The organism is Streptomyces sp. P5F9, assembly GCF_057961495.1.
This window is the reverse complement of record NZ_JBXVPZ010000011.1, coordinates 20746-42213: the sequence shown is the minus strand read 5'-3', so window position 1 is coordinate 42213 and position 21468 is coordinate 20746. Positions and strand designations below refer to the sequence as shown.

Below are 21468 nucleotides of genomic sequence, written 5' to 3'. Positions count from 1 at the left end.
GTAGAAGGATCATGCGTGGGCTTTCTTGAGTCGTCTCCAGCAGATGAGGCTGGAAACCAAGGAGACGAAGGCGTCGTGGAGTTCGGTTCGGCGTTCCCAGCGGACGGCGAGGCGCTTGAACTGGTGGAGCAGACCGAAAGTCTGCTCGACGACGTAGCGGAGTTTGCCCAGCCCCTTGATGTTCGGGGCGCCCTTGCGGGAGATGACCGACAGGATCCGCCGCTTGCGCAGCTCGCGCCGGTTGGGGTTGGAGTCGTAGCCCTTGTCACCGAGAAGTGAGTCAGGGCGGCGCCGCGGACGGCCCATCCGTCCGGCCACGGGCGGAATTCCGTCGACGAGGGCGATGGTCTGGTTGACGTCGTTGACGTTGGCCGCAGTGGTGATGACTTTGAGCGGGGTGCCGCGTCCGTCGCAGATCAGATGGTGTTTACTGCCCGTCTTCCGCCGGTCGACCGGCGACGGCCCCGTGTCGGGGCACCCTTTTTCGCGCGGATGTGTGAGCCGTCCACGCACGCGCGGGACCAGTCGAGTTCGCCGGCCGCGTTGAGTTCGGCGAGCAGGATGTGGTGCAGCTGCTCGAAGACACCGGCCTGCTGCCAGCGATCCAGGCGTCGCCAGCACGTCTGTCCGGAGCCGAACCCCAGCTCCGGGGGCAGGAGTTGCCAGGCTATGTCGTTGTGGAGCACATACAGGATGCCTTGCAGGCACAGCCGGTCCGCTACCGGCTGCGGGCCCGGCGCCTTCTCCGGCCATGGCGGCAGTAGCGGCCCGATCAGCGCCCACAACTCGTCGTCCACGATCCACGGCCGAGCACTCACACCCTCCCGAACGGCCGAATCGTCACATCGGTCACGCCGGACCAGGGCACTTCAACAAGATCGTGTTACGGGCTCGTAATGTGCGAAATCCGCGGGATGAAAAGGAAGTTGAGCCGGACATCCGAGACCCGTCCGATACCGCGTCTCCGAAACGCACAACGCGGATTGCCCCCCACGCATTCGCTTACCTGTCGCGGCGCAGCGAACGCAACCTCTCGCCAACTATTGCGCATCGACCGAACGGAACCCATCCGGAACGGGTAAAGTAATTTCGCGGCAGTCGAGTTGCCATACATGCTGTGGAGCACCGACGAATCGCGACTGCCAATCATGGCCCACAAGCCGTTTGGCATAAAAAATGAGGCTGCGGCGCTCGCGGGCCGCGGCGCACCTGTGCGGCGGCCCGAGGACACATCTGTCATTGGCCGAGCACAGTCACGATGAGAACCCAGCAAGGGCGAGACATCCGGGAAGATGCTGCACCGAGCGCAAGGGCCTTCGCGGATCCAGGACTCTATCAGGCAGGGATTTACGGAGGAGTGGACCGTGACAGCGAAAGCAGTCGATGCTGTAATTCGATGCCGCCTGAGCGAGAGAGGCGCCCGAGGGACACCACCCCGGCCCGAGGTCAGTCCCCGATACCGCTGACCTGCCAATACAGTGAGTCATACCGGGTTGCCCGAAAAGCTATCGACAGCTGCACATCCCACGGCTGCATTGGCCGTGTCGGTCAGCCTGAGAGCCACTGGCCCTGGTTTAGTCTGCAGCCAATCCAAGTGATCTTTGCAGGAAGGAGGCGAATGAACCGGTCACAGCAAGTGAAGGAAGTCGCGTTGCGCTACCAACTCCCCACGGTACGCACCCGTTTCGTGCATCAATTGATGGTCATGCTCGCTGCCGGGCGCCACCTAGGCGTCTTCACGAGCCAACAGCTAGAAGTGCCCGGCGTTTCCAATCACAGGAAGGGCCTCGTAACCGGATTTCTGCATTCCTGCGGCCTACTGGTTCGTGGCGGCGGACGCGGCATCTACCGTGCAACCCCGGCAGCACGCAGGATTGCGGAGGCCTGGGGGCGCAGCGAGACGCTCGGCCGCCGCGAGCTGGCGATCGTGCTTGAACGGAGCTGGTTCGCCGAAATTGCCCGCCAGGAGCTGGGGCAGCACGGTGGGCGGCAAGTCGCTCTGGTGAATCGCCTGCTGGCCGCCGCCCGCGCACCGGAAACCCGGCGCGGCGAGGTCGAGGTTCTGATCCTCTGGCTGCTGGAGGCTCGGCTGCTCCTGCCTGTACGCGAGGGGTATGTCCGCTGGAACGCCGACGCCGTCGCCCCAGTCTCGGCTGAAGCAGAGCAGTCGGCGGTGACGGAAGAGCTCGAAGAGGACATGGCTGGTGCCAACGAAGGCGGCCAGGGCGTCGACAATGCTCTCGTCGACGAGTTCCCAGGGGCACCACCGCAGTTGGGACAGGACTCCGCCAGCGCCAACGACAGTGCGCTCGTGGACGGCGATGGCCAGGAAGCCGCAACCGATCCGGCTGTCGACTCCACGTTCGAGGGCCCTTCACCAAAACTTCTCCCCGATACTCCATACACCACGGTCAGCCGGGCCGGGATCTCCGAGGACGAGATGCTCAACAGTGGACACGCCCCTGATGCCCAGCCGACGCCGGATCACGGATCTCCCTTGCGCAGTGACGCGATTCCGCCGCAGACGGCTCGGAGTGCTGGCATCCAGTCGGCTCAGCCGACATCACGGTTGACGACGCTTGTAGGCGAACTCGTCGGTCGGCCCATCGAGCTGCACGAGTTGGTTCAACTCAGCGAAGAGGAACTGCTCTCCGTGTACCGATTGCTGCGCCGCTTCGTGGACGTCGCTGCGGGCGCCAGGGACAGCGACATCAAGTCTTAGTTCGCACCCTTGCGGCGACCCTGAGAAAGAACTCCGAAAACAGGGCCCTGACGGTGAAGAGGTCGAATTCTGTACCCGCCAGGGCCCTCCCCATCCACCCACCCACGTAGGGAAACATTCCCAGAAGGGGGCTTCAGCGTGCCCTCATGCAACATGAAAGGCGATTCCCACGCTAATGGGAACCCGCTTCGGAACCAAGGCGACTCACGCCTTCGGGCGTGCCTTTCGCTCCTCCTGTCGGCCGACTCGTCGGTTGTCGGCGGCGCGTACGGCTCGGAAAGGCCGATGCACCGAATGGCGACCGTGGCGCGGTCTGCCCGCGCCGCCCTGATCGGATTCCCGAGAGGGAGCTGTCGACGTCCCTCCCGGTGTGGGCACGCTCGTGTGGCACTCGCCGTCCGGCCAAGGCTCCGGGCTCTGGACTCACCTCACTGTTCGCGCTCTCGGAAACCGCCATGTCCGTCGGCTCCTACGCCGATTCGCGCGGATGAGTCGAGCGTTCCGCGAGCCTTCGCAAGACGGTCCTCATATGGGGAGACGCGGCTCCGAGGCGCGAGCACCACAGGGAAGACCAAGACCCGGCGTTCGTGCCCGCATCACACCCGAGTCGAGAGGTCGTGGGGGAAATCGGCTCCCGCGTCAACCCGAAATGCGCCCGCTCCGGAGATCCGGCCCGCACGCTTTCCTCACGGCTGTCCAGGGCCTCGACGCTCCGCGGCTGTCTGGCCCGCCCCGAACCGCTCCGGCACCTGGGTACTGTCCTGGGTTTCGGTCGTCGGGCTTCTCTCCGCCTTGACCGGTCTGCTCGCATACGTGCTTGTCGGCCGTTCCGGCGTTCCGGCGACAGCCGCAGAGCTCGCAGGCGTCACTGTGTGGGCAGCAGCTGCCAGGGTCGTCCTCGCAGTACCGTCGGCGATCAAAGAACTGAGAGACCTGCGTCCCTCGCGGCGCAAGCAGACGTAGCCTCTGCGGCCGAGCCAAACGACGAGGGCCCCGTCCGCGGTGCGGGCGGGGTCCTCGTCCGCCCTGGTTGGCGGGTTCGGACGATGTAAAATCCAACCTCGCGAAGGATCGCCCCAACTCGTTGTTCAAAGACTTCAGTGTCTTGCGCAACACTTCGGACCGGTGGGGCACGGAACGCAGAGCACCGGCCCCGAGCGGACCCAACAGTCCTTCCTGGTACTCATCGAGACCCCACCTTGACCTGCAGGGCAATGGAATCCGCTGTTAGCTCGTGGACATCACTGCCATTGACCAGTGAGTGATGCATCAGCACTCTCGCAGTCAAGGACGGTACGTCTGTGGCGAATACGCCTGCCGTTGGCCGCCCGCCGGGCAGGAAAGGCGGATGCGTGGATCACGGTGAGTCTGCGATCGCCGTGGGCCAGTTGGTTCGGCATACCCCTCATCGTGCCTGACCGGAGCCAATGACCGCGAGACCGCCTCCCGCTCCCGTACCGCCAACGGATGATCGTCGCCCCCTCGCGCTAACGCCTCCCCCGAAGGACACTCATAGGCCAGGGACTTGCCGCCGGAGGGAGACGACACATGCGGGACGGCCATCGGACCGATGCCGAGCGGCTGTTGGCTCGGGCCGTGGAGGAGGAGGTGCGGCGCTCCGGCGGGCGCACGGACGGGCAGGTGCTGCTGGCGCGGTCCCGGGCCGCTCTGGACGCCATGGCGGAGACGGCGGCCGAGGAGTACGCGGCCTATACGGGGGCTCTCGACGAGGCGTCGGCGGGGCAGCTCACCTTCGGGCAGCGGTATGCGCGGGAGGGCGGCCGAACTCCCCTGCTGGTGGCGGGAGTTGGCGCGGTCGCCGCCGTGGTGGCCGACCTCGCCCTCGGCACCGGGACCGGGACGGCGTTCGGCGCCGGCGTGACCGTGGGTGTCGTGGGCGCGGCGGCCACCGTCGTGAAGGTGACCGCCTCGCATCTGCCCGCCGCGCATCACCGCGCCGGTGCCGTGAGCCAGCCCGGTGGCCCGGAGCAGCTGCGGTTGCAGTGGCTGACGGCGCTGGAGGTGCGGGGTATCCGGCCGTTCCTGGACCAGCAGCGGGTGCTCGCCGCCTCGACCGGGCCGACGCGGAAGCCGGGGCCTCAGTTGCGCGGTGCGGACAAGAGCGCGGCGGCGCGGAGAAGGAGTGTGCTGGAGCAGTCTTTCGGTCAACTCCCGGATGCCGTGGGGGCGTTCGCCGGGCGGCGGGCTGAGCTGGCCCGTATTCGGCAACTGGTGCAGGCGGGCCGGGCGAGTACGGAGACCCGGCCGACCGTGGTCGTGCTGCACGGTGCGCCGGGTTCGGGGCGTACCACCCTCGCCGTGCGGGCCGCGCACGATCTGCGGGACCAGTTCCGCGGTGCCTGCGTGGTGGATCTGCGCGGCGACAGCCCGGGCGAGCCGCCCCTGCCCACCCGTGATGCCCTGCTGCACCTGCTGAACCGGCTCGGCGCACCCCGCGAGCAGCTGCTGTTCCGCGAGCGCTCCTCACCCGACCAACAGGTCAAGCGGCTGGGCGAGTTGTACCACCAGCACCTGACCGGACTGCCGGTGACGATCGTCCTGGACGATGCCTCCGATGTCGCGCAGGTGGCCACGCTGGTGCCCGAACGTTCGGACAGCCTGGTCGTGGTCACCGCCCGCAAGCCGCTGGACCTGCCCGCCGAACTGGCCGCCTGGGTGCACCAGTTGCCGGTGGAGTCGCTGGACGCGGCGGGCGCGGAGGAGCTGCTGGGCGCGGCCGCGCAGGACGGTTCGGAGCCGTACGACGCCGAATCCGACGAGCGGATCAGGGAGTTGTGCGGCGGGCTGCCGCTGGCGCTGCGGATCGCCGGCTCGTCCCTCGGCCCCCGCTCACCGGGCCAACTGGCCACGGATCTCGGCGCGTACGGCCCGGTGGAACCGGTCGAGCGGGCGCTGTGGCTGCGCTACACCGACCAGTCGGACCAGGCCCGCAGGCTGCTGCGCCGGCTCGCGCTGGCCGGCCGGGCCTCGCTGGGCGCTGCGGCGGCGGCCGCCCTGCTGGCCACCGACCAGACGGAAGCGACCCGCCAGCTGGAGGCCCTGTCCCGGGCGGGCCTCATCGACCACGTCCGCGGCACCCGCTACCGCCTGCACGACCTGGTCCGCGCCTTCGCCCAGGCCCGCCTCCTCGACGAGGAGGAACCCTCGGAACGTACGGCCGCGCAGGAGCGGTTGATCGTGAACTACGGCGAACTCGCCGACTCCGTACTGCGGTTGGTCGACGGCAACATGTCGACGCGCTCGGACCGGTTCGGCCCGCACGGCTTCACCTCGCTCGACGAGGCGTTGCGCTGGCTGGACGACGAGTCGAGCTTCATCACCTCGACGCTGCGGCACGCGGAGGGCGTCGACCAGGGCGCCGTACTGAATCTGCTGGGCGCGCTGTGCGACTACTGCCTGCTGCGCGGCGACCTCTACCGACTCGGTGAGATCAGCGAGTTGGCGCAGGCCGTCGACCAGGGACTGCTGGTCCGCTCGGTGCAGTGGCGCACCGGCATCGCGGCCCGGCAGCTCGGCGAACTCGACAAGGCGCGCACCACCCTCACCTCCGTCGTCGACCTCTACATGGAGGCCCATCACGACGCGGGCGCCGCACGCGCCCTGTGCTCGCTCGGCATCACCCTCCACCACCAGGGCAACCTCACCGAGGCGGCGGCGAAACTCCGCGAGGCCCTCGACCTGCAAGCGCCACCCCAACTCGCCACGGACCGCGCCTGGACGATGCACGCCCTGGCCGCCGTAGAGCGGGATCGCGGCCGACTACCCGAAGCCATGCGGCTGTTGACCGAATCCCTCGTCCTGCACCGCGCCGGCGAATCCGTCCACGGCGAGGCCTGGGCCCACTTCCAGCTCGGCCAACTCGGCCTGCGCATGGGCGACATCCCCCGCGCCGAGTCCGAACTCACCACAGCCCTCGGCCTCTACGGCCGCACCCGCGACGCCCGCGGCGAGGCCTGGGCCCTCACCCAGCTGGCCCGCGCCCGCCTGATCGCCGGCGACCCGTCCCCCGCGATCGACGGCCTGCGCCAGGCCGCCGCCCGGCACCGCGACAACGAGGACGCCCGCGGTGAGGCCTGGACGGTCTACTACCTCGGCCAGGCCCTGGAGGAGACCGGCAACCTCGACCTCGCGGTGCGCGAGCTGGAACGCTCCCGCACGATGTTCTCCCGCATGCGCGACGTCTACGGCCTCGCCTGCGCCCGGCACCACTCAGCCCGCGTCACCCGCGACCAGCGCGCGGCCCAGACGGGTTCGCTGCGCAACTCCGGGTTCGCCCGCCAGCTCCTGGTCGACGCCCGCGCCGACTTCCAGCGCATCGGCGTCGCCCACGGCGAGGCGTGGACCTGCCTGGAGCTCGCGGTCGTCGACGCGGGCAACGCCCGTACGCAACAGGCACTGACGCTGTGCGACGAGGCCGTAGGCCTGTTCACCTCGTACGGCGACCACCGCGGCGAGGACTGGGCGCACTTCCTGCGCTCCACGCTGCTGCCGTACGCGGCCCCCGGCGGGGTCGAGGTCGGCACGGCGGTCGCCCAGGAGGAACTCGCCCAGCTGTCGCGCGCCGGGCACCCGTACCGCGACGAGAAACTCCACGACTACGTGGAGGCGTACCAGCTGCTGCTGGAGCGGGGCGTGAACCTGGAGGCGGGCTGGCAGGCGTGGCGGCTGGGCATGGTGCCGAGCCGGCATGCGCGGGAGGTGATGGGGGTGGCGGTGTCCGGCACCCCCTGAGCACCCCTCGTGCGGGCCGCCGGACCGGCCGCCTCAGCCCTGCTTGGCCTTGGGTTCGGCCGGGGCGGCCCCGGACTCGGCCTTCGACTCCGCGGTCGGCCCGGCCTTCGGGTCCGCGCCCTCCTTGAAGTCGACCTTGTTCATCTGCCTGCTCATGGACTTCATCAGGCCCCAGACGGCCAGGGCCATCACCGCGAACACGATGAAGCCGAGGACGCCGGGGGTGACCTTGTTCTCGTCGACCTCGGCGAGGGGGACCAGGTGCGTCATTGCCAGGGCTGCGCTTGAGCTCATGTCAGGCATTGTCGCGGATGCCCGCAAAGAGGTCGTCCTCGGGGAGGGAGGTGGCGACGAGTGACTTCGCGAGTTCGTACTCCTCGGTCGGCCAGACCTCCTTCTGGACCTCCATCGGCACCCGGAACCAGCCGCCGTCGGGGTCGATCTGCGTGGCGTGCGCGAGCAGCGCCTTGTCGCGGATCTCGAAGAACTCGGCGCAGGGAATGTGTGTGGTGAGCGTGCGCTCGACGTGCCCCGACTCGTTCCAGCGCTTGAGCCACTCCTCGTACGGCGACTCCATGCCGCGCGCCAGCAGCGCGCTGTGCAGGGCCTCGGTGCGCTGACGGTTGAAGCCCTGGTTGTAGTACAGCTTCTGCGGCTGGTACGCCGGGCCGTACTCCGACTCCGGGTACTTCTCGGTGTCCGTCGCGCCCTCGAACGCCACCATCGAGATCTTGTGGGTCATGATGTGGTCGGGGTGCGGATAACCGCCGTTCTCGTCATAGGTGGTGATCACCTGCGGACGGAACGAACGGATCTGCTTCACCAGCTCGCCGGCCGCCTTGTCGACGTCCTCCAGCGCGAAGCAGCCCTCGGGCAGCGGCGGCAGCGGGTCGCCCTCGGGCAGCCCCGAGTCGACGAAGCCGAGCCACTCCTGCTTGACGCCGAGGATCTCGCGGGCCTCGTCCATCTCCTTCTTGCGCACCTCGTGGATATGCTCCTCGATGTACGTGTCACCCTGGAGCTTCGGGTTGAGGATGGAGCCGCGCTCCCCGCCCGTGCAGGTCACGACCAGCACGTCCACCCCCTCGGACACGTACTTCGCCATGGTGGCCGCGCCCTTGCTCGACTCGTCGTCGGGGTGCGCGTGGACGGCCATCAGTCGCAGCTGGTCAGTCAAGACTCAATCCTCAGTAAGTCGGCGCCCCGGTGTCTTCGGGTGCGATCGGCGCTTCTATAGTGACCGAATCCGGGGGCGAATAATTCCGGGGGCCTGCTTCACCGGTCCCTTGCCGAAAGGACGATCATGAGTACGGCGAGTGCGCGACTGCCCGAGGGCCGTTACGGCCGCTCGTCGGACGAGCGCGCCGACCACAAGCTCAAGGTCGCCGGCGCCGTCCTCGCGGCGGGCCTGCTCGCCCTCGTCGGGTACTTCGCCTACCACTACGTCGTCGAGGCCAAGATCAGCGCCGAGGTGATCACGTTCCAGGCCTCGGGCAACGAGGTCAAGGTGCATCTGGAGGTCCACAAGGACTCCGGGACCACCGGCTACTGCACCCTGCGCTCCCAGGCCGCCGACCAGTCCGAGGTGGGCCGGGCCGACTTCCACTTCGGCGGCTCCGCGACCCGCATCGACAAGGTCGTGACCCTGCGCACCACGGCCAGGGGCACCACGGCCGAGCTGCTGGGCTGCCACTCCGACTGACGTCAGCCTCGTTACGTAGGCGCTGACCAGCGTTGACGTATGTCTGACGGCTTATGTCCTCCCCCTGACGCCATTGAATTGTTAGGCTCGTGGTTTCGCCCTTCCATGAAGGAACATTCTTCTGGGTAGGGCGATGCTTTGTATTCCCAGTACCTACGAGGAGCACCTGTGACCCAGACCAGCGAAGACGTCACCTGGCTCACGCAGGAGGCGTACACCAAGCTCAAGGACGAGCTGGAGTACCTGTCTGGTCCCGCGCGCGCCGAGATCACCGTGAAGATCGCGGCCGCTCGCGAGGAGGGCGACCTGCGCGAGAACGGCGGGTACCACGCGGCCAAGGAGGAGCAGGGCAAGCAGGAGCTCCGCATCCGCCAGCTGACCCAGCTTCTGGAGAAGGCCAAGGTCGGCGAGGCTCCGGCGTCGTCGGACGGCGCGGTCGCGCCCGGCATGGTCGTCACGATCGCCTTCGACGGCGACGAGAGCGACACCACGACCTTCCTGCTGGCCTCGCGCGAGTACGCGAGCGCCGACATCGAGACCTACTCGCCGCAGTCCCCGCTGGGCTCCGGCGTGCTCGGCCACAAGGTCGGCGAGGAAGCGCAGTACGAGCTGCCCAACGGCAAGAAGGCCTCGGTGACGATCCTCAAGGCCGAGCCGTACAACGGCTGACCCTCAGGACACCCGCCCTTCGGCGAGCCCCCGGCGGCCTTGCGGCGCCCGGGGCTCGCCGTGCTCGGGAGCTGTCCCGAGAAGCGGTCCGCGTGCCGTCTCAGGCCGTGGCCGAGCGGTACTTCCGCACCGCCAGCGTCCGGAATATGACGATGATCAGCAGCGAGTAGATCAGTGAGGCCCACACCGGGTGCACCATGGGCCAGGCGTCCGAGGGCGACTGTCCCGGGTTGGCGAAGAGCACCCGGCAGGCCTGCACGGTGGCGCTGAACGGGTTCCACTCGGCGATGTGGCGCAGCCACGGGGTCATGTGGCTGGTGTCCACGAAGGCGTTCGAGATGAACGTCACCGGGAAGAGCCAGATCAGCCCGCCGGAGGTGGCCGCCTCGGGCGTACGGACGCTGAGCCCGATCAGGGCGCCGATCCAGGTGAACGCGTACCCGAGCAGAAGCAGCAGGCCGAAGGCACCGAGCACCTTGCCGGCATTGGTGCCCCCGTCCGACCCGACCCGCCAGCCGACCAGCAGGGCGACTATCGCGAGGACCAGCAGGGTCAGCGCGGTCTGCACGAGGTCCGCGAGCGTCCGCCCGGTCAGCACCGCGCCGCGGGCCATGGGCAGCGAGCGGAACCGGTCGATGAGGCCCTTGTGCATGTCGTCGGCGATGCCCGCGCCGGAACTGGCGGTGGCGAACGTGACGGTCTGCGCGAAGATGCCGGCCATCAGGAAGTTCTTGTAGTCGGTGGCGCTGGTGCTGCCGCCGATCTGCATGGAACCGCCGAAGACGTAGGTGAACAGCACCACGAACATGATCGGCTGGATCAGGCCGAAGATGACCATCTCCGGAATCCGGCTCATGCGGATCAGATTGCGCTTGGCGACGACCAGTGAGTCGTGCACGGACTGGCCCAGCGCGCTGCTCGGCGCCGCGACCGGCGCGGCATCGGTGACGGCACTCACTTCGCGGCCTCCTTCTTGTGCTTGCGGTCCGTGGGGTTCTCGTTCGCTTCCGTGCCGTTCTCCTCGGCCTTCTCCTCGGCCAGGTGGCCCGTCAGGGACAGGAACACGTCGTCGAGGGTGGGGCGGCGGAGGCCGATGTCGTCTATCTCGATGCCGCGGGAGTCGAGCTCGCGGATCACCTCGGCGAGGAGCTTCGCGCCGCCGGTGACGGGCACGGTGAGCTTGCGGGTGTGCTCCTCAACGGTGGTGTCGCCCTTGCCGAAGCCGAGCAGCACCTCTGAGGCGATCGCGATGTGGTCGCGCTCGTGCACGACGACCTCGACGCGCTCGCCGCCGGTGCGGGCCTTGAGCTGGTCGGAGGTGCCGCGGGCGATGACACGGCCGTGGTCGACCACCGCGATGTCGTGCGCGAGGTGGTCGGCCTCCTCCAGGTACTGGGTGGTCAGCAGGAGCGTCGTACCGCCGGAGACGAGCTGTTTGATGACCTCCCACAGCATCTGGCGGTTGCGCGGGTCGAGGCCGGTGGTCGGCTCGTCCATGAACATCACGGGCGGGGAGACGACGAGCGCCGCCGCCAGGTCGAGCCGGCGGCGCATGCCTCCGGAGTAGGTCTTGGCCGTACGGTCGGCGGCGTCCGCGAGGTTGAACTGATCGAGCAGCTGGTCGGCCCTGGCCTTCGCCGCCTTGGCCTTCATCTGGTAGAGCTGGCCGACCATCTGCAGGTTCTCCCTGCCGGTCAGGTACTCGTCGACCGCGGCGAACTGGCCCGAGAGGCCGATGGAACGCCGCACCTCGTTGGGCTGCTTCAGCACGTCGAGGCCGGCGACGACCAGCTTGCCACTGTCGGGGCGCAGCAGGGTGGTCAGACAGCGGACGGCGGTCGTCTTGCCCGCGCCGTTGGGCCCGAGCAGGCCCAGCACGGTGCCCTCGGGGACATCGAGGTCGACGCCGTCCAGAGCTTTCACATCGCCGAAGGTTTTCACCAGGCCTTCGGCATAGATGGCGCCTGGCATATGAGTCTCCACGTCGTCGGGGATTCTTGGAAAAGACTAGGTATGTGTCTTTTGTTCTGCCCATGGGAGCGGCATGCAGCTGCCTGCGGGCCGGCACGAGACACACCATAACGCGATGTATCGCGTCTCTCAACGGATTTTCTCGAACGAGTGACGGAACGGGTGACGAGGGGCTCTGACCTCGGTCGACGGCCGATCTCAGTCGATGACGGTGTACCCCGCGTCGCGCAGGGCGTGGCCGACCTCGGCGCAGTGCACCGGACCCTTCGTCTCCAGATGCAGCTCGACCTCCGCCTCCGTGAGCCCGAGCCGAGGGTCGGTCCGGACGTGGCTCACATCCAGGACGTTAGCGTCGACCACTGACAACACCCCGAGAAGCGTCGCGAGGGCGCCCGGCCGGTCCGTCAGCCGCAGCCGTACGGCCAGGTAGCGGCCCTGCGCGGACATGCCGTGGCGCAGGATGCGCTGGAGCAGCAGCGGGTCGACGTTCCCGCCGGACAGCAGCGCGACGACCGGCCCCTCGAAGCCCCGCGGATCGCTCAGCAGCGCCGCGACCGGACTGGCACCGGCCGGCTCGACGACCAGCTTGGCCCGCTCCAGGCACAGCAGCAGCGCGGCGGACAGCTCGTCCTCGCTGACCGTGCGGACCTCGTCCACCAGCTCGGCGACGATCCCGAACGGCACCTCGCCGGGGCACCCGACCTTGATGCCGTCGGCCATCGTCGCCGGGTTCCTGATCGCCACCGGGCGACCGGCCGCCAGCGAAGGCGGGAACGCGGCCGCGCCCGCCGCCTGGACGCCCACGATCCGCACGTCGGGCCGGAGCGCCTTCACGGCGACCGCGACACCGGCCGCGAGCCCGCCGCCGCCGATCCCGACGACGATCGTGCGGACCTCGGGGCACTGGTCCAGGATCTCCAGGCCGACCGTGCCCTGGCCCGCGATGATGTCCGGGTGGTCGAAGGGGTGGATGAACACCGCGCCCGTCTCATGGGCGTACTCCTGCGCGGCGGCCAGTGTCTCGTCGACCACGTGGCCGTGCAGGCGCACCTCGGCGCCGTACTCCTTGGTGGCGCTGATCTTCGGCAGGGGCGCGCCCTTGGGCATGAACACCGTGGAGCGCACGCCCAGGAGCGCGGAGGCGAGGGCGACGCCCTGGGCGTGGTTGCCGGCGCTCGCGGCGACGACACCGGCGGCGCGCTCCTCGGGGAGCAGTCCGGCGATACGGACGTAGGCGCCGCGGAGTTTGAAGGAGCCGGTCCGCTGGAGGTTCTCGCACTTGAAGTGCACCGGCGAGCCGACGAGCTGGGTCAGGTGCCTGCTGCCCTCCATCGCGGTCACCCGCGCCACGCCCGTGAGCATCTTCTGGGCGCCGCGTACATCGTCGAGGGTGACGGGTCGCAAGGAGTCAGCCGTGCTGTAGCTCATGACTCAAGCATCGCAGTTCACAGGCGCTCGCCACGGCTGTGACCAACCTCCGAGACTGGTTTGCGCAGCGTCGGTACGGCCTGCCTTCCGGCCGCGTACCCTGTCCCCCAACCCAGCACCCCTTCATGAAGCGAGCCCCCGGCCATGCCCACAACACCTGAAATGTCGATGGACATGACGACCGTCGGTGAACCCGGTCTCCTCGACACGCTGCAGCACGAGGTGGCGGTGTTCGCGCGCCGTGCCGAACAGACCCGGCTCGGCGGAGTCGGACAGGTGCGCAACTCCATGGACCGCGCCGCGTATCTGCTGCTCAACCGCCTGGACAAGGAAGGCCCGATGGGCGTCAAGGCGCTCGCCGCGAGCATGGGGATCGACTCCTCCACAGTCACCCGGCAGGTGGCGCCGCTCGTCGACACCGGGCTCGTCAAGCGCACCTCGCACCCCGAGGACGGCCGCGCGGTGGTGTTGCAGCTGTCGCCGCGCGGGCAGTCGCGACTGGAGGAAGTGCGGTCGTCCCGGCGTCAGTTGATGGAGGAGCTGACACACGACTGGGCGCCGGAGGAGCGCGAGGAGTTCTGCGCGCTCCTCACACGCTTCAACAGCGCCCTCTCCGCGCGGATGGCGGTCCCGGGCACCGAGACGGCGTCGGCTTCCTGAAGGGCGCGGGTTTCTGAAGAGCGCGGGGCCGGAGCACACGCGCGTGATGCCCGACTCCCGCCTTTCGTACCGAACTCTTGACCTCGCGTCCGCCCTGGCCTCATATGAGACCGGGTCCTTCAAGGGGTGAGGCTGCGCGGTGCGAGAACGGCAGGCGTCCCAAGGCGCCCGCCGGGCCCGGGAGTTCGAGGCGTTCGTCGCGGGCGCGGCAGGGCGGCTGCTGCATGCCGCCACGCTGCTGACCGCGGAGGCCCCGGACGACAACCCGCGCGCGCGACGCCTGTTGACGCTGTCCCTGGCACACACGTACGCGTGCTGGGACCGGCTGCGCGGTGAGGACCCGTACGACCGCGCCCGCCAGTACCTGGCCACCCGCTTCGCCCGCGCGGCCTGGCACCAGTACGGCGGTCTCGGCCGGTCCCGCCCCCACCCCGACAGCCCACTGGGCGCGCTCGTGCCCCAGGAGCGGCTGATCCTCGTCCTCAGGCTGTACGAGGGGGTCGCCGAGGAACAGGCCGCCGCACTGCTCGGGCTGCCCACGGAACGGGTCCGGACGATCTGCGAGCGGGCGACGGCGACGCTGCTGCATCCACCGCGCGGTCCGGCACCGAAGGTGGGCGGGGCCAAGGTGGTGCCGTCATGACGCCCAAGAGGTCGTGGAGCGGGGGTGCGCGCGCGTGAACAGGCCCGAACGTGAGGCGGCCGTACGACGGATCATGGAGCGGACTCCGCCGCAGGTGCCGCCGGAGCTGTACGCGGACGTCGTGCGGCGCGGCGGCCGGATGCTGCGCCGCCGCAGGGCCGCCCGGCGGCTGATGTGGGTGCTGCTGTGGACGGCGGTCGTGGCGTTCACCGTATGGGCGCTGATGGTCCATCCCTGGGTGGAGCCGCCCTCGGAGACGACTCCACCGCTGACGGGTTGGTGAGACCGGCTGCCCTTCTAGCCCAGGGCCTGCTGCAGGTCCTCCAGGAGGTCCTGCACGTTCTCGATGCCCACGGAGAGGCGTACGAGGTCGCCGGGGACCTCCAGGGCCGAGCCGGCCACGGACGCGTGCGTCATGCGTCCCGGGTGCTCGATCAGCGACTCGACGCCGCCCAGGGACTCGCCGAGCGTGAACACCTTGGCGCGGTTGCAGACCTCGACGGCCGCCTCCTCGCCGCCCTCGACCTGGAAGGAGACCATGCCGCCGAAGGCCCGCATCTGCTTGGCGGCGACCTCGTGACCGGGGTGCTCCGGGAGGCCCGGGTAGAGAACGCGCGTCACGCGTGCGTGCCGGGTGAGCATGTCGGCGATCTTGGTGGCGTTCTCGCTGTGCCGGTCCATGCGCACCGACAGCGTCTTGGCGCCGCGCAGCACCAGCCAGGAGTCGAAGGGCCCGGCTACCGCGCCCATCGCGTTCTGGTGGTATGCCAGCTCCTCGCCGAGCGCCTCGTCGGCCGCGATCAGCGCACCGCCGACCACGTCCGAGTGACCGCCCATGTACTTCGTCAGGGAGTGCACGACGACGTCCGCGCCGAGGGCCAGCGGCTGCTGGAGGTACGGCGTCGCGAAGGTGTTGTCGACGACGAGCTTGGCGCCCGCGTCCCGGGCGATCTGCGCGACGACCGCGATGTCGGTGATGCCGAGCAGCGGGTTCGAGGGGGTCTCCACCCAGACGACCTTCGTCTTCGGGGTGATGGCCGCCCGTACCGCCGCCGGGTCGCTGGTGTCGGCGACCGACCACTCGACGCCCCACCGGGAGACGACCTTCGCAAAGAGACGGAACGTGCCGCCGTACGCGTCGTTCGGGATGACGACGTGGTCGCCGGGGCTGAGCAGCGTACGCAACAGGCAGTCCTCGGCCGCCAGTCCGGACGCGAACGCGAGGCCGCGGCGGCCGCCCTCCAGGGCGGCGAGGTTCTCTTCCAGGGCGGTCCTGGTGGGGTTGGCGCTACGGCTGTACTCGTAGCCGCCGCGCAGACCGCCGACGCCGTCCTGCTTGTAGGTCGAGACCTGGTAGATCGGCGGGACGACCGCGCCGGTCAGGGGATCGGCGGTGTTGCCCGCGTGGATCGCGAGGGTTTCGAAGTGCTGACTGATGTGCCTGTCGCTCATGAGCCCCGAGCGTAGTGCGCCTGCGGGGTGGACGACGATCCGGAGGTTTTCCACAGGGCCGCGGGGGCGGGGCGGCTGCGGTGTTCCCCTGGGGCTAGGAGCGGGACGGCGGCGGTTTTCCACAGGGCGGCGGACCGGGTTGGCCAATTGTCGGACGCGTCTGGTTCGCTTGTGGCATGGAGATTCTCTGGGTCCTGATGGCGCTGGTCATGCTGGGCTTCGTGCTGGTCCCGTTCCTGCGGCGCAGGCGCGGGGCGATCGAGCAGGTCTCGCCGGGCCACCCGGACGCCGCGGACCCGGCGGCCTACGGCTTCGTGCGCGAGGAGGAGCTGGACATCCGCATGCCCGGCCCCGACCAGGACCTGCTGGACGTCCTCGACCTGGTGCAGCGCACGCAGGACTACCGCGCGGCGATGCAGCTGCTGGCCGGCACCGACATCACGGGTGAGCTGCGTTGGCAGCGTGTGCAGGCCTTCGCGGGCGCCGCGTCGCTGGAGCTGCAGCAGCGGCCCGGCGGGGTCAGCGAGACGCCGGGCGGGCAGTGGCTGCGGGTGTGGCGGCTCGAACACCCCAAGGACGCGGGCGGCGCGGCCGTGCACGCGGAGTTCCTGGTGCAGCAGGCGTGGCGTACGTCGACGCGGGGGACCGACGAGTTCCGCATCATCATGGAGGAGGCGCGGGACGCCTGCGGACAGGCTGCGCTCCTCTCCCCCGGCGACCCGGTCCCATACATCGTCGAGCTGTCGGTGGCCCGCGGACTGACGTATCCGCAGCCGGAGTTCGAGCAGCTGTGGCTGAAGATCCTGGACCGCGCGCCGGCACACATGGGAGCGCATCTGGCGGCGCTGCACTACTGGTGCGAGAAATGGCACGGGTCGCGCGAGCTGGCGAACTCGTTCGCGGAGGCGGCCGCCGCGCGCGCCCCGCAGGGCTCCCTGCTCGCCGCGATGCCGCTCTTCGCGGTCTTCGAGCACCTCCCCGAGGTGAACCTGGTCAACAGCTTCTACCAGAGCGAGGTCGTGGAGAAGGCGATCCACGGCGCGCTCTTCGCCGTCAACGCGGCCCGCCCCGACGACCCGATGCTGGCGCACGTCCGCCATCTCCTGGTCTTCTTCCTCGTCCGCGCGGAACGCTGGTCCGAGGCGATGAACCAGCTCATACACATCGACGGCCACGTCGGGGCCCTTCCCTGGACCCTGTCCCCGGACCCGGCGGCGGAGTTCGCGGTCTATCGGGCGCTGGCGGTTGCCGGGTACGAGGCGAACGGCGGGAGTCCGGCGAGCCTGCCGCACTGAGTGCCGGTGCCGAGCGCTGGGCGCCGGGGCGGTCGTACACGAAGCGGGTCGTACACGAAGCTGGTCGCCCTCGACAGGGCGGCGGAATTCTCGGCGGGGCTCGCCCGTTCAGCAGCTGCGGACCCTCGTTGCGGCCCGATTGGAGATCGTATGTTCCTGCACAGCCGTACGCCCCAACTCCCCACCCCCGCACAGGCTTTGCAGGGCAGGCCGAAGCCGGTGTTCACGGTCCCCGATCGCCACACCGTTCTCGGTGGCCCGTTGCTCGGCCCGTACCCGGAGCACTTGCGGATCGCCGACTTCGGAATGGGCTGCTTCTGGGGTGCGGAGCGCACATTCTGGCGGCTGCCGGTGGGCGTGTGGACGACGCTCGTCGGTTACCAGGGCGGGTACACGGAGAACCCCACGTACGAGGAGGTCTGTTCGGGCCTGACCGGTCACACGGAGGTGGTCCGTGTCGTCTACGACCCGAAGCTGATCTCGTACGACAGGCTGCTGAAGACGTTCTGGGAGTCGCACAACCCGACCCAGGGCTTCCGCCAGGGCAACGACGTGGGCACGCAGTACCGTTCGGCGATCTACACCCACACCCCCGAGCAGGCAGCCGCGGCGGAAGCATCCCGCACGGCCTACCAGCAGGTCCTCACGCGGTCGCGCTACGGCACGATCAGCACGGAGATACTCCCGGCGGAGGGCCGGGTGTTCTACCCGGCCGAGGGGTACCACCAGCAGTACCTCGACAAGAATCCGGCGGGCTACTGCGGGATCGGCGGGACCGGAGTGTCCTGCCCGATCGGGATCGGGCAGGCTCCGGACTCCGCGGAGAAGTAGCCGGCGGCGAGAACGGGCGGGGCTCAGCGGTGGGAACGGCCCCCGGGCCTCACAGTGACAAGCCGTAGGCTCCGGCGCCGTACGTCACGGCGGCGGTTGTGCCGTCGGCGAGGACTCCGGTGATCCGGAAGTACGTCGTGTCGCCGTGGACCCGCGGCACGTAGGCCTTGTAGAGGGGGCCCTTGGAGCTCGCGACCGTGCTGACTCGTTCGTAGGTGTGGGTGGACGGGTTCCACTTGTCCAGCTGGTACTCGGTGATGGTGCCGCAGAGGGTCTCTTCGTCGCAGGTCCACTGGACGTATCCGAGGCTGCCGACGGTCTCGGGGTTGGTGATGGTGAGCGGGCCGGTGTGCGCGCCGCGGGCGTCGTCGGGCCTGTTGTCGGGTTCGGTGACGGTGACGGTGACGGTGGTGGCGTCGGTCCAGGCGATGTGGTTGTCCCAGCGGTCGAGCGCCGCGACCATGAAGGTCACCGTCTCGCCGTCCGGGGGTCCCGCGCACAGCAGCTCGTTCGGTACGTCCCTGTCCGGGAACGTCGACCCGGCGTCGCTGCACCCGGTGGCGTCGTAGTGGATGCTGCCGTCGGGCCGCTGGACGACGCGGGCGGCGACGTAGCTCAGGCCGCTCTCGGTGGGGGTGTCCCAGCTCAGCACGATGCCGTCCGCGCGCGGGGTCGCGGTCAGGCCGGTGAGCGCGGGCGGGGGAACGCTGTCGGGGGTCACCGTGACCGGCTCCGACATCGGGGACACGTTGCCGGCGGCGTCGGTGACCACGGCGGCGTAGGTGTAGGTGGTGCCGTCGAACGCCGGCAGTTCGTCCGTGTAGCTCTCGATCGACGGTGAGGCCGCCGTCACCGTGGCGAGGAGTCGGGGGTCGTCGCCGAGGGTGTCGCCGGTGGAGCGGTAGAGCTTGAGGGTGCCGCCGGTGCGCAGCTCGTTCTGGGTGCCTTCGCCGGGCAGGTACCAGCTGATGTCGAGGGAGCTGGCCGTCCCCGGCTTGTGGGACACGGCGAGGACGGGTGCCGTCGGAACGATGATGTTGCTTTCGACAGCAGGGCATCGGGTGCCTGCGTCCATTTGTGCCGCTTCGCCTCAACTGTGGTGCGCGGAACGCCCGTTCACGAGATCCACGCCCTCGTCGGCTGCGGCGACCAGAACTCCTCGGCCCGACTGTTGCCGCAGGAACACCCATATCCTGTTGGAGACGGACTTCTTGCCCACCTACGGGGATGACGGTTTGCTCCACTCACCAGCCGGCTGCGACCGATGGGTCATACGACAGCACAGGCTCACCGCCACCGAAGCATCTTGCCCGACCGTCATGACACCGTCCGATGGCTGACGGCTCCGCGCCCACCGCGCAGCAGGCGTTCACCGCACTGATGCGCGCACGGATCGCTCCCGGGCTGCGCGCGCTCGGCTTCAAGGGTTCGGGGCAGACGTACGAACTCCCCCACCTCGAAACCTGGGCACTCATCGGCTTCCAGAAGGCCGCGCACAACACGGCGGGGCAGGTCGAGTTCACCCTCAACGTCACCGTGGCCGACAAACTCGGCTGGGCCCAGGCCCGCAGACGCGAGCCGCACCTCCCCGCCCGCCCCAGCCCGAACACCGTCTACGGCCCCGCCGCCTGGCACAGCCGCATAGGCCGGCTCCTCCCCGCGAACCGCGACACCTGGTGGACCATCTCAGCCACGACCGACCCGGAGCCGGTGGCCCGCGGGGTCATCAGCGCGGTGACGGAGTATGCACTGCCGGCGATTCGGGAGCGGCGGTGGTCGTGAAGTACCGGGCTGGACAGCCGAGTTGCTGAGCTGACACGCGAATCGGTGCTGCGGCCGGTCGCTCTCCGCCGTAGCGAACTGCAGTCGCAGAGGTACGGCGGTCACAGACGAACGGCCGTCGCAGCTGAACGGCCGTCGAAAAGCGGTGGCTTCGTGAACCGCCGCGCCCCACCCTGTACGCCATGGAAGAACCGCGGCGCGGAATCCGTGCGGTCCACTCGGAGTCCACGATCACCATCTACCAGGCGTATCCCCGGAGATCGGCCTGCCCGCCGCACGCGAGGGCCGCTTCCCGGCTGCGTGGAAGCGAGACCGGATGACGTGGATCATCAAGCCGCGCTCACAGACCCCATCCGTGACATGTCACCTGACGGATGAGAGGTACGGCTACCCCTGTGAGCTGGTGCGCCTGTCTACCGAGGGGACTTGAGGGACGGCGGAGTTGGGGTCGAAGCCCGCGAAAGCCAAGCCGATCACAAAACCCGCCACCTCCTCCAACTGGCGGACGCGATCCAACGTCCCCAGAGTCGCTGGGATCCCGCCGACGTCGCGGGCCAGTTCACCGACGACGTGCAATGCCGTCGCATCGTCGCCGCACATCGCCACCGTCACAGGGGAGTGGCCGGCATTGGGCGGGCTCGCCCACTGGTCGGCGGGAAAGAGATGGAACGCCTTCACGACGCGGGCTCCTGGAGCAAGACTGGCGATCCGCCCAGCCATCGACTCGCCGTGTTCGGTGAGCAAAGTGCCGACACCATGTGCCACAGCGTTGGTGGGATCGATCAACGGCGTCCCCTCAAGCACGCCGTCGGATGCACCCACGAATGCCAGCATGTCCTCGACGCCGTCCCATGACACGGCGAGGAGCACCGCATCGCGCCTGATGACTGCCCCACGTGGCGCGACGGCACGCACGCCGTGCCCCAGGCGCTCAGCGAGCTTCTCCGCCTTCACCTGCGACCGCCCGGCTATCGCCACCTCATGTCCTGCACGTGCCCAGCCCTCGCCCAAGGCCGCCGCAAGTGTCCCGGTGCCCAGGATCCCGATGCGCATCGTCGCTGCCTCTCCATCAGTGGTTGGCTGCTGGATAGGCACGATAAGTAAGGCGTTACGCACCGATCGGTACGTGACCAACCCAGGACGATGGGCAGCGAGATGACTGATCACGACGCCCCCTGCCACGATTTCGTCGCCGATTGCCGTCTGCGCGCGGCCACCGATCTCTTCACCCACACCTGGGATCCCGTTGTGCTGGCGGCACTTCGCGGCGAACCGCGCCGACGCCGCGAGCTGCGCACCGCGATCGGCGGCATCAGCGACAAGGTTCTCACCGACTCCCTGCACCGCCTCCTCGCCGCCGGACTGGTCGAACGCCACGCACACGCCGAGGCGCCGCCGCGCGTCGATTACGCCCTGACCAGCTTGGGACAGAGCTTGGTCGAGGGCCCGATGGCGGCGCTCGGCCGCTGGGCGATCGAGCACGGTGACAAGCTTCTTGAAGCCCAGGAGGGCAGTACCTCCAAAGGTCTGTGAACGATGCTTGACGTGGGTCATCAAGCCT

Annotated in this window: 20 protein-coding genes and 1 pseudogene; 12 read left to right on the top strand and 9 right to left on the bottom strand. The window is 69.0% G+C overall.

Annotation, left to right across the window (positions count from 1 at the left end):
• Positions 1–9: 9 nt before the first annotated feature.
• Positions 10–818, bottom strand: a protein-coding gene (locus tag AC31A1_RS03885; RefSeq protein WP_489651828.1) for an IS5 family transposase whose coding sequence is annotated in 2 segments (ribosomal slippage) — positions 10–474 and positions 477–818 — 807 coding nt in all. Because the reading frame shifts where the segments join, the coding sequence is not laid out codon by codon here.
• An 800-nt stretch (positions 819–1618) separates the two neighbouring features.
• Here AC31A1_RS03885 and AC31A1_RS03880 point away from each other — a divergent pair.
• Together AC31A1_RS03880 and AC31A1_RS03875 are read left to right on the top strand one after the other, a co-directional pair.
• A complete protein-coding gene (locus AC31A1_RS03880) occupies positions 1619–2722 on the top strand; it encodes a hypothetical protein (RefSeq protein ID WP_489651827.1) in 1104 nt (367 codons plus the stop codon).
• Positions 2723–4270: 1548 nt separating this feature from the next.
• Positions 4271–7474 carry a tetratricopeptide repeat protein gene (locus AC31A1_RS03875; protein ID WP_489651826.1) on the top strand — a complete coding sequence of 1068 codons (3204 nt, stop codon included), beginning with the start codon at positions 4271–4273 and terminating at the stop codon, positions 7472–7474.
• Between the two features lie 33 nt (positions 7475–7507).
• Here AC31A1_RS03875 and AC31A1_RS03870 read toward each other — a convergent pair whose 3' ends face one another.
• Positions 7508–7777, bottom strand: coding sequence for a hypothetical protein (locus tag AC31A1_RS03870; protein ID WP_489651825.1), 270 nt, complete (start codon positions 7775–7777; stop codon positions 7508–7510).
• The gene (gene mca, locus AC31A1_RS03865) at positions 7770–8630 is read right to left on the bottom strand and encodes a mycothiol conjugate amidase Mca (RefSeq protein ID WP_489651844.1); all 861 of its coding nucleotides are present in this window, start codon (positions 8628–8630) and stop codon (positions 7770–7772) included. Before mca ends, AC31A1_RS03870 begins: the two co-directional genes overlap by 8 nt.
• A gap of 147 nt (positions 8631–8777) precedes the next feature.
• On the opposite strand from mca, the gene AC31A1_RS03860 reads away from it, so the two are divergent.
• Together AC31A1_RS03860 and greA are read left to right on the top strand one after the other, a co-directional pair.
• Positions 8778–9176 carry a DUF4307 domain-containing protein gene (locus AC31A1_RS03860; RefSeq protein WP_393761661.1) on the top strand — a complete coding sequence of 133 codons (399 nt, stop codon included), beginning with the start codon at positions 8778–8780 and terminating at the stop codon, positions 9174–9176.
• 168 nt (positions 9177–9344) lie between these two features.
• Entirely contained in the window at positions 9345–9845 is a 501-nt protein-coding gene (gene greA, locus AC31A1_RS03855; RefSeq protein WP_033285239.1) for a transcription elongation factor GreA, read from the top strand.
• Positions 9846–9945: 100 nt separating this feature from the next.
• On the opposite strand, the gene AC31A1_RS03850 is transcribed toward greA, so the two are convergent.
• The 3 genes from AC31A1_RS03850 to ilvA form a co-directional block, all read right to left on the bottom strand.
• Positions 9946–10803, bottom strand: a complete 858-nt coding sequence (locus AC31A1_RS03850; protein WP_489651824.1) for an ABC transporter permease — start codon at positions 10801–10803, stop codon at positions 9946–9948.
• Positions 10800–11816 carry an ATP-binding cassette domain-containing protein gene (locus AC31A1_RS03845; RefSeq protein ID WP_489651823.1) on the bottom strand — a complete coding sequence of 339 codons (1017 nt, stop codon included), beginning with the start codon at positions 11814–11816 and terminating at the stop codon, positions 10800–10802. The genes AC31A1_RS03850 and AC31A1_RS03845 overlap by 4 nt, the downstream gene beginning before the upstream one ends.
• A gap of 198 nt (positions 11817–12014) precedes the next feature.
• Positions 12015–13244: a threonine ammonia-lyase gene (ilvA, locus tag AC31A1_RS03840; protein WP_393761683.1), complete on the bottom strand. Its 1230-nt coding sequence runs from the start codon at positions 13242–13244 to the stop codon at positions 12015–12017.
• Positions 13245–13406: 162 nt separating this feature from the next.
• Between ilvA and AC31A1_RS03835 the strand changes: the two genes are divergently transcribed.
• The 3 genes from AC31A1_RS03835 to AC31A1_RS03825 all read left to right on the top strand — a co-directional run bounded on the left by AC31A1_RS03835 (position 13407) and on the right by AC31A1_RS03825 (position 14830).
• Positions 13407–13904, top strand: coding sequence for a MarR family winged helix-turn-helix transcriptional regulator (locus tag AC31A1_RS03835; protein ID WP_489651822.1), 498 nt, complete (start codon positions 13407–13409; stop codon positions 13902–13904).
• 139 nt (positions 13905–14043) lie between these two features.
• Positions 14044–14547, top strand: coding sequence for a sigma factor-like helix-turn-helix DNA-binding protein (locus AC31A1_RS03830; RefSeq protein WP_393761685.1), 504 nt, complete (start codon positions 14044–14046; stop codon positions 14545–14547).
• A 34-nt stretch (positions 14548–14581) separates the two neighbouring features.
• A complete protein-coding gene (locus AC31A1_RS03825) occupies positions 14582–14830 on the top strand; it encodes a hypothetical protein (protein WP_489651821.1) in 249 nt (82 codons plus the stop codon).
• A 14-nt stretch (positions 14831–14844) separates the two neighbouring features.
• Here the strand turns inward: AC31A1_RS03825 and AC31A1_RS03820 are convergent, their stop codons facing one another.
• Positions 14845–15999, bottom strand: a complete 1155-nt coding sequence (locus AC31A1_RS03820) for a cystathionine gamma-synthase (protein ID WP_489651820.1) — start codon at positions 15997–15999, stop codon at positions 14845–14847.
• Between the two features lie 176 nt (positions 16000–16175).
• Between AC31A1_RS03820 and AC31A1_RS03815 the strand changes: the two genes are divergently transcribed.
• Both AC31A1_RS03815 and msrA read left to right on the top strand, forming a co-directional pair.
• Positions 16176–17294, top strand: a complete 1119-nt coding sequence (locus AC31A1_RS03815; RefSeq protein WP_489651819.1) for a hypothetical protein — start codon at positions 16176–16178, stop codon at positions 17292–17294.
• Between the two features lie 150 nt (positions 17295–17444).
• Positions 17445–18125: a peptide-methionine (S)-S-oxide reductase MsrA gene (gene msrA, locus AC31A1_RS03810; RefSeq protein WP_489651818.1), complete on the top strand. Its 681-nt coding sequence runs from the start codon at positions 17445–17447 to the stop codon at positions 18123–18125.
• A gap of 49 nt (positions 18126–18174) precedes the next feature.
• On the opposite strand, the gene AC31A1_RS03805 is transcribed toward msrA, so the two are convergent.
• Positions 18175–19200, bottom strand: coding sequence for a hypothetical protein (locus AC31A1_RS03805; RefSeq protein ID WP_489651817.1), 1026 nt, complete (start codon positions 19198–19200; stop codon positions 18175–18177).
• 257 nt (positions 19201–19457) lie between these two features.
• On the opposite strand from AC31A1_RS03805, the gene AC31A1_RS03800 reads away from it, so the two are divergent.
• Positions 19458–19907 (top strand): DUF4304 domain-containing protein, encoded by a 450-nt coding sequence (locus AC31A1_RS03800; RefSeq protein WP_489651816.1) that lies wholly within the window; start codon positions 19458–19460, stop codon positions 19905–19907.
• Between the two features lie 182 nt (positions 19908–20089).
• Positions 20090–20235 (top strand): annotated as a pseudogene (locus AC31A1_RS03795) (DUF4291 family protein); the annotation flags it as partial.
• A gap of 59 nt (positions 20236–20294) precedes the next feature.
• Here the strand turns inward: AC31A1_RS03795 and AC31A1_RS03790 are convergent.
• Positions 20295–21002, bottom strand: a complete 708-nt coding sequence (locus tag AC31A1_RS03790; protein ID WP_489651815.1) for an NADPH-dependent F420 reductase — start codon at positions 21000–21002, stop codon at positions 20295–20297.
• A gap of 48 nt (positions 21003–21050) precedes the next feature.
• Here AC31A1_RS03790 and AC31A1_RS03785 point away from each other — a divergent pair, with 48 nt between their 5' ends.
• A complete protein-coding gene (locus tag AC31A1_RS03785) occupies positions 21051–21440 on the top strand; it encodes a winged helix-turn-helix transcriptional regulator (protein ID WP_489651814.1) in 390 nt (129 codons plus the stop codon).
• Positions 21441–21468: the final 28 nt, after the last annotated feature.

Bases quoted from the DNA above. Each gene is read 5' to 3' on its own strand.
- ilvA (WP_393761683.1), bottom strand. From the start codon at position 13,244: ATGAGCTACAGCACGGCTGACTCCTTGCGACCCGTCACCCTCGACGAT.
- AC31A1_RS03815 (WP_489651819.1), top strand. From the start codon at position 16,176: ATGGAGATTCTCTGGGTCCTGATGGCGCTGGTCATGCTGGGCTTCGTG.
- AC31A1_RS03875 (WP_489651826.1), top strand. From the start codon at position 4,271: ATGCGGGACGGCCATCGGACCGATGCCGAGCGGCTGTTGGCTCGGGCC.
- mca (WP_489651844.1), bottom strand. From the start codon at position 8,630: ATGGCCGTCCACGCGCACCCCGACGACGAGTCGAGCAAGGGCGCGGCC.
- AC31A1_RS03785 (WP_489651814.1), top strand. From the start codon at position 21,051: ATGGGCAGCGAGATGACTGATCACGACGCCCCCTGCCACGATTTCGTC.
- AC31A1_RS03860 (WP_393761661.1), top strand. From the start codon at position 8,778: ATGAGTACGGCGAGTGCGCGACTGCCCGAGGGCCGTTACGGCCGCTCG.
- AC31A1_RS03820 (WP_489651820.1), bottom strand. From the start codon at position 15,999: ATGAGCGACAGGCACATCAGTCAGCACTTCGAAACCCTCGCGATCCAC.
- AC31A1_RS03845 (WP_489651823.1), bottom strand. From the start codon at position 11,816: ATGCCAGGCGCCATCTATGCCGAAGGCCTGGTGAAAACCTTCGGCGAT.
- msrA (WP_489651818.1), top strand. From the start codon at position 17,445: ATGTTCCTGCACAGCCGTACGCCCCAACTCCCCACCCCCGCACAGGCT.
- AC31A1_RS03870 (WP_489651825.1), bottom strand. From the start codon at position 7,777: ATGCCTGACATGAGCTCAAGCGCAGCCCTGGCAATGACGCACCTGGTC.
- AC31A1_RS03805 (WP_489651817.1), bottom strand. From the start codon at position 19,200: ATGGACGCAGGCACCCGATGCCCTGCTGTCGAAAGCAACATCATCGTT.
- AC31A1_RS03880 (WP_489651827.1), top strand. From the start codon at position 1,619: ATGAACCGGTCACAGCAAGTGAAGGAAGTCGCGTTGCGCTACCAACTC.
- AC31A1_RS03800 (WP_489651816.1), top strand. From the start codon at position 19,458: ATGGCTGACGGCTCCGCGCCCACCGCGCAGCAGGCGTTCACCGCACTG.
- AC31A1_RS03835 (WP_489651822.1), top strand. From the start codon at position 13,407: ATGTCGATGGACATGACGACCGTCGGTGAACCCGGTCTCCTCGACACG.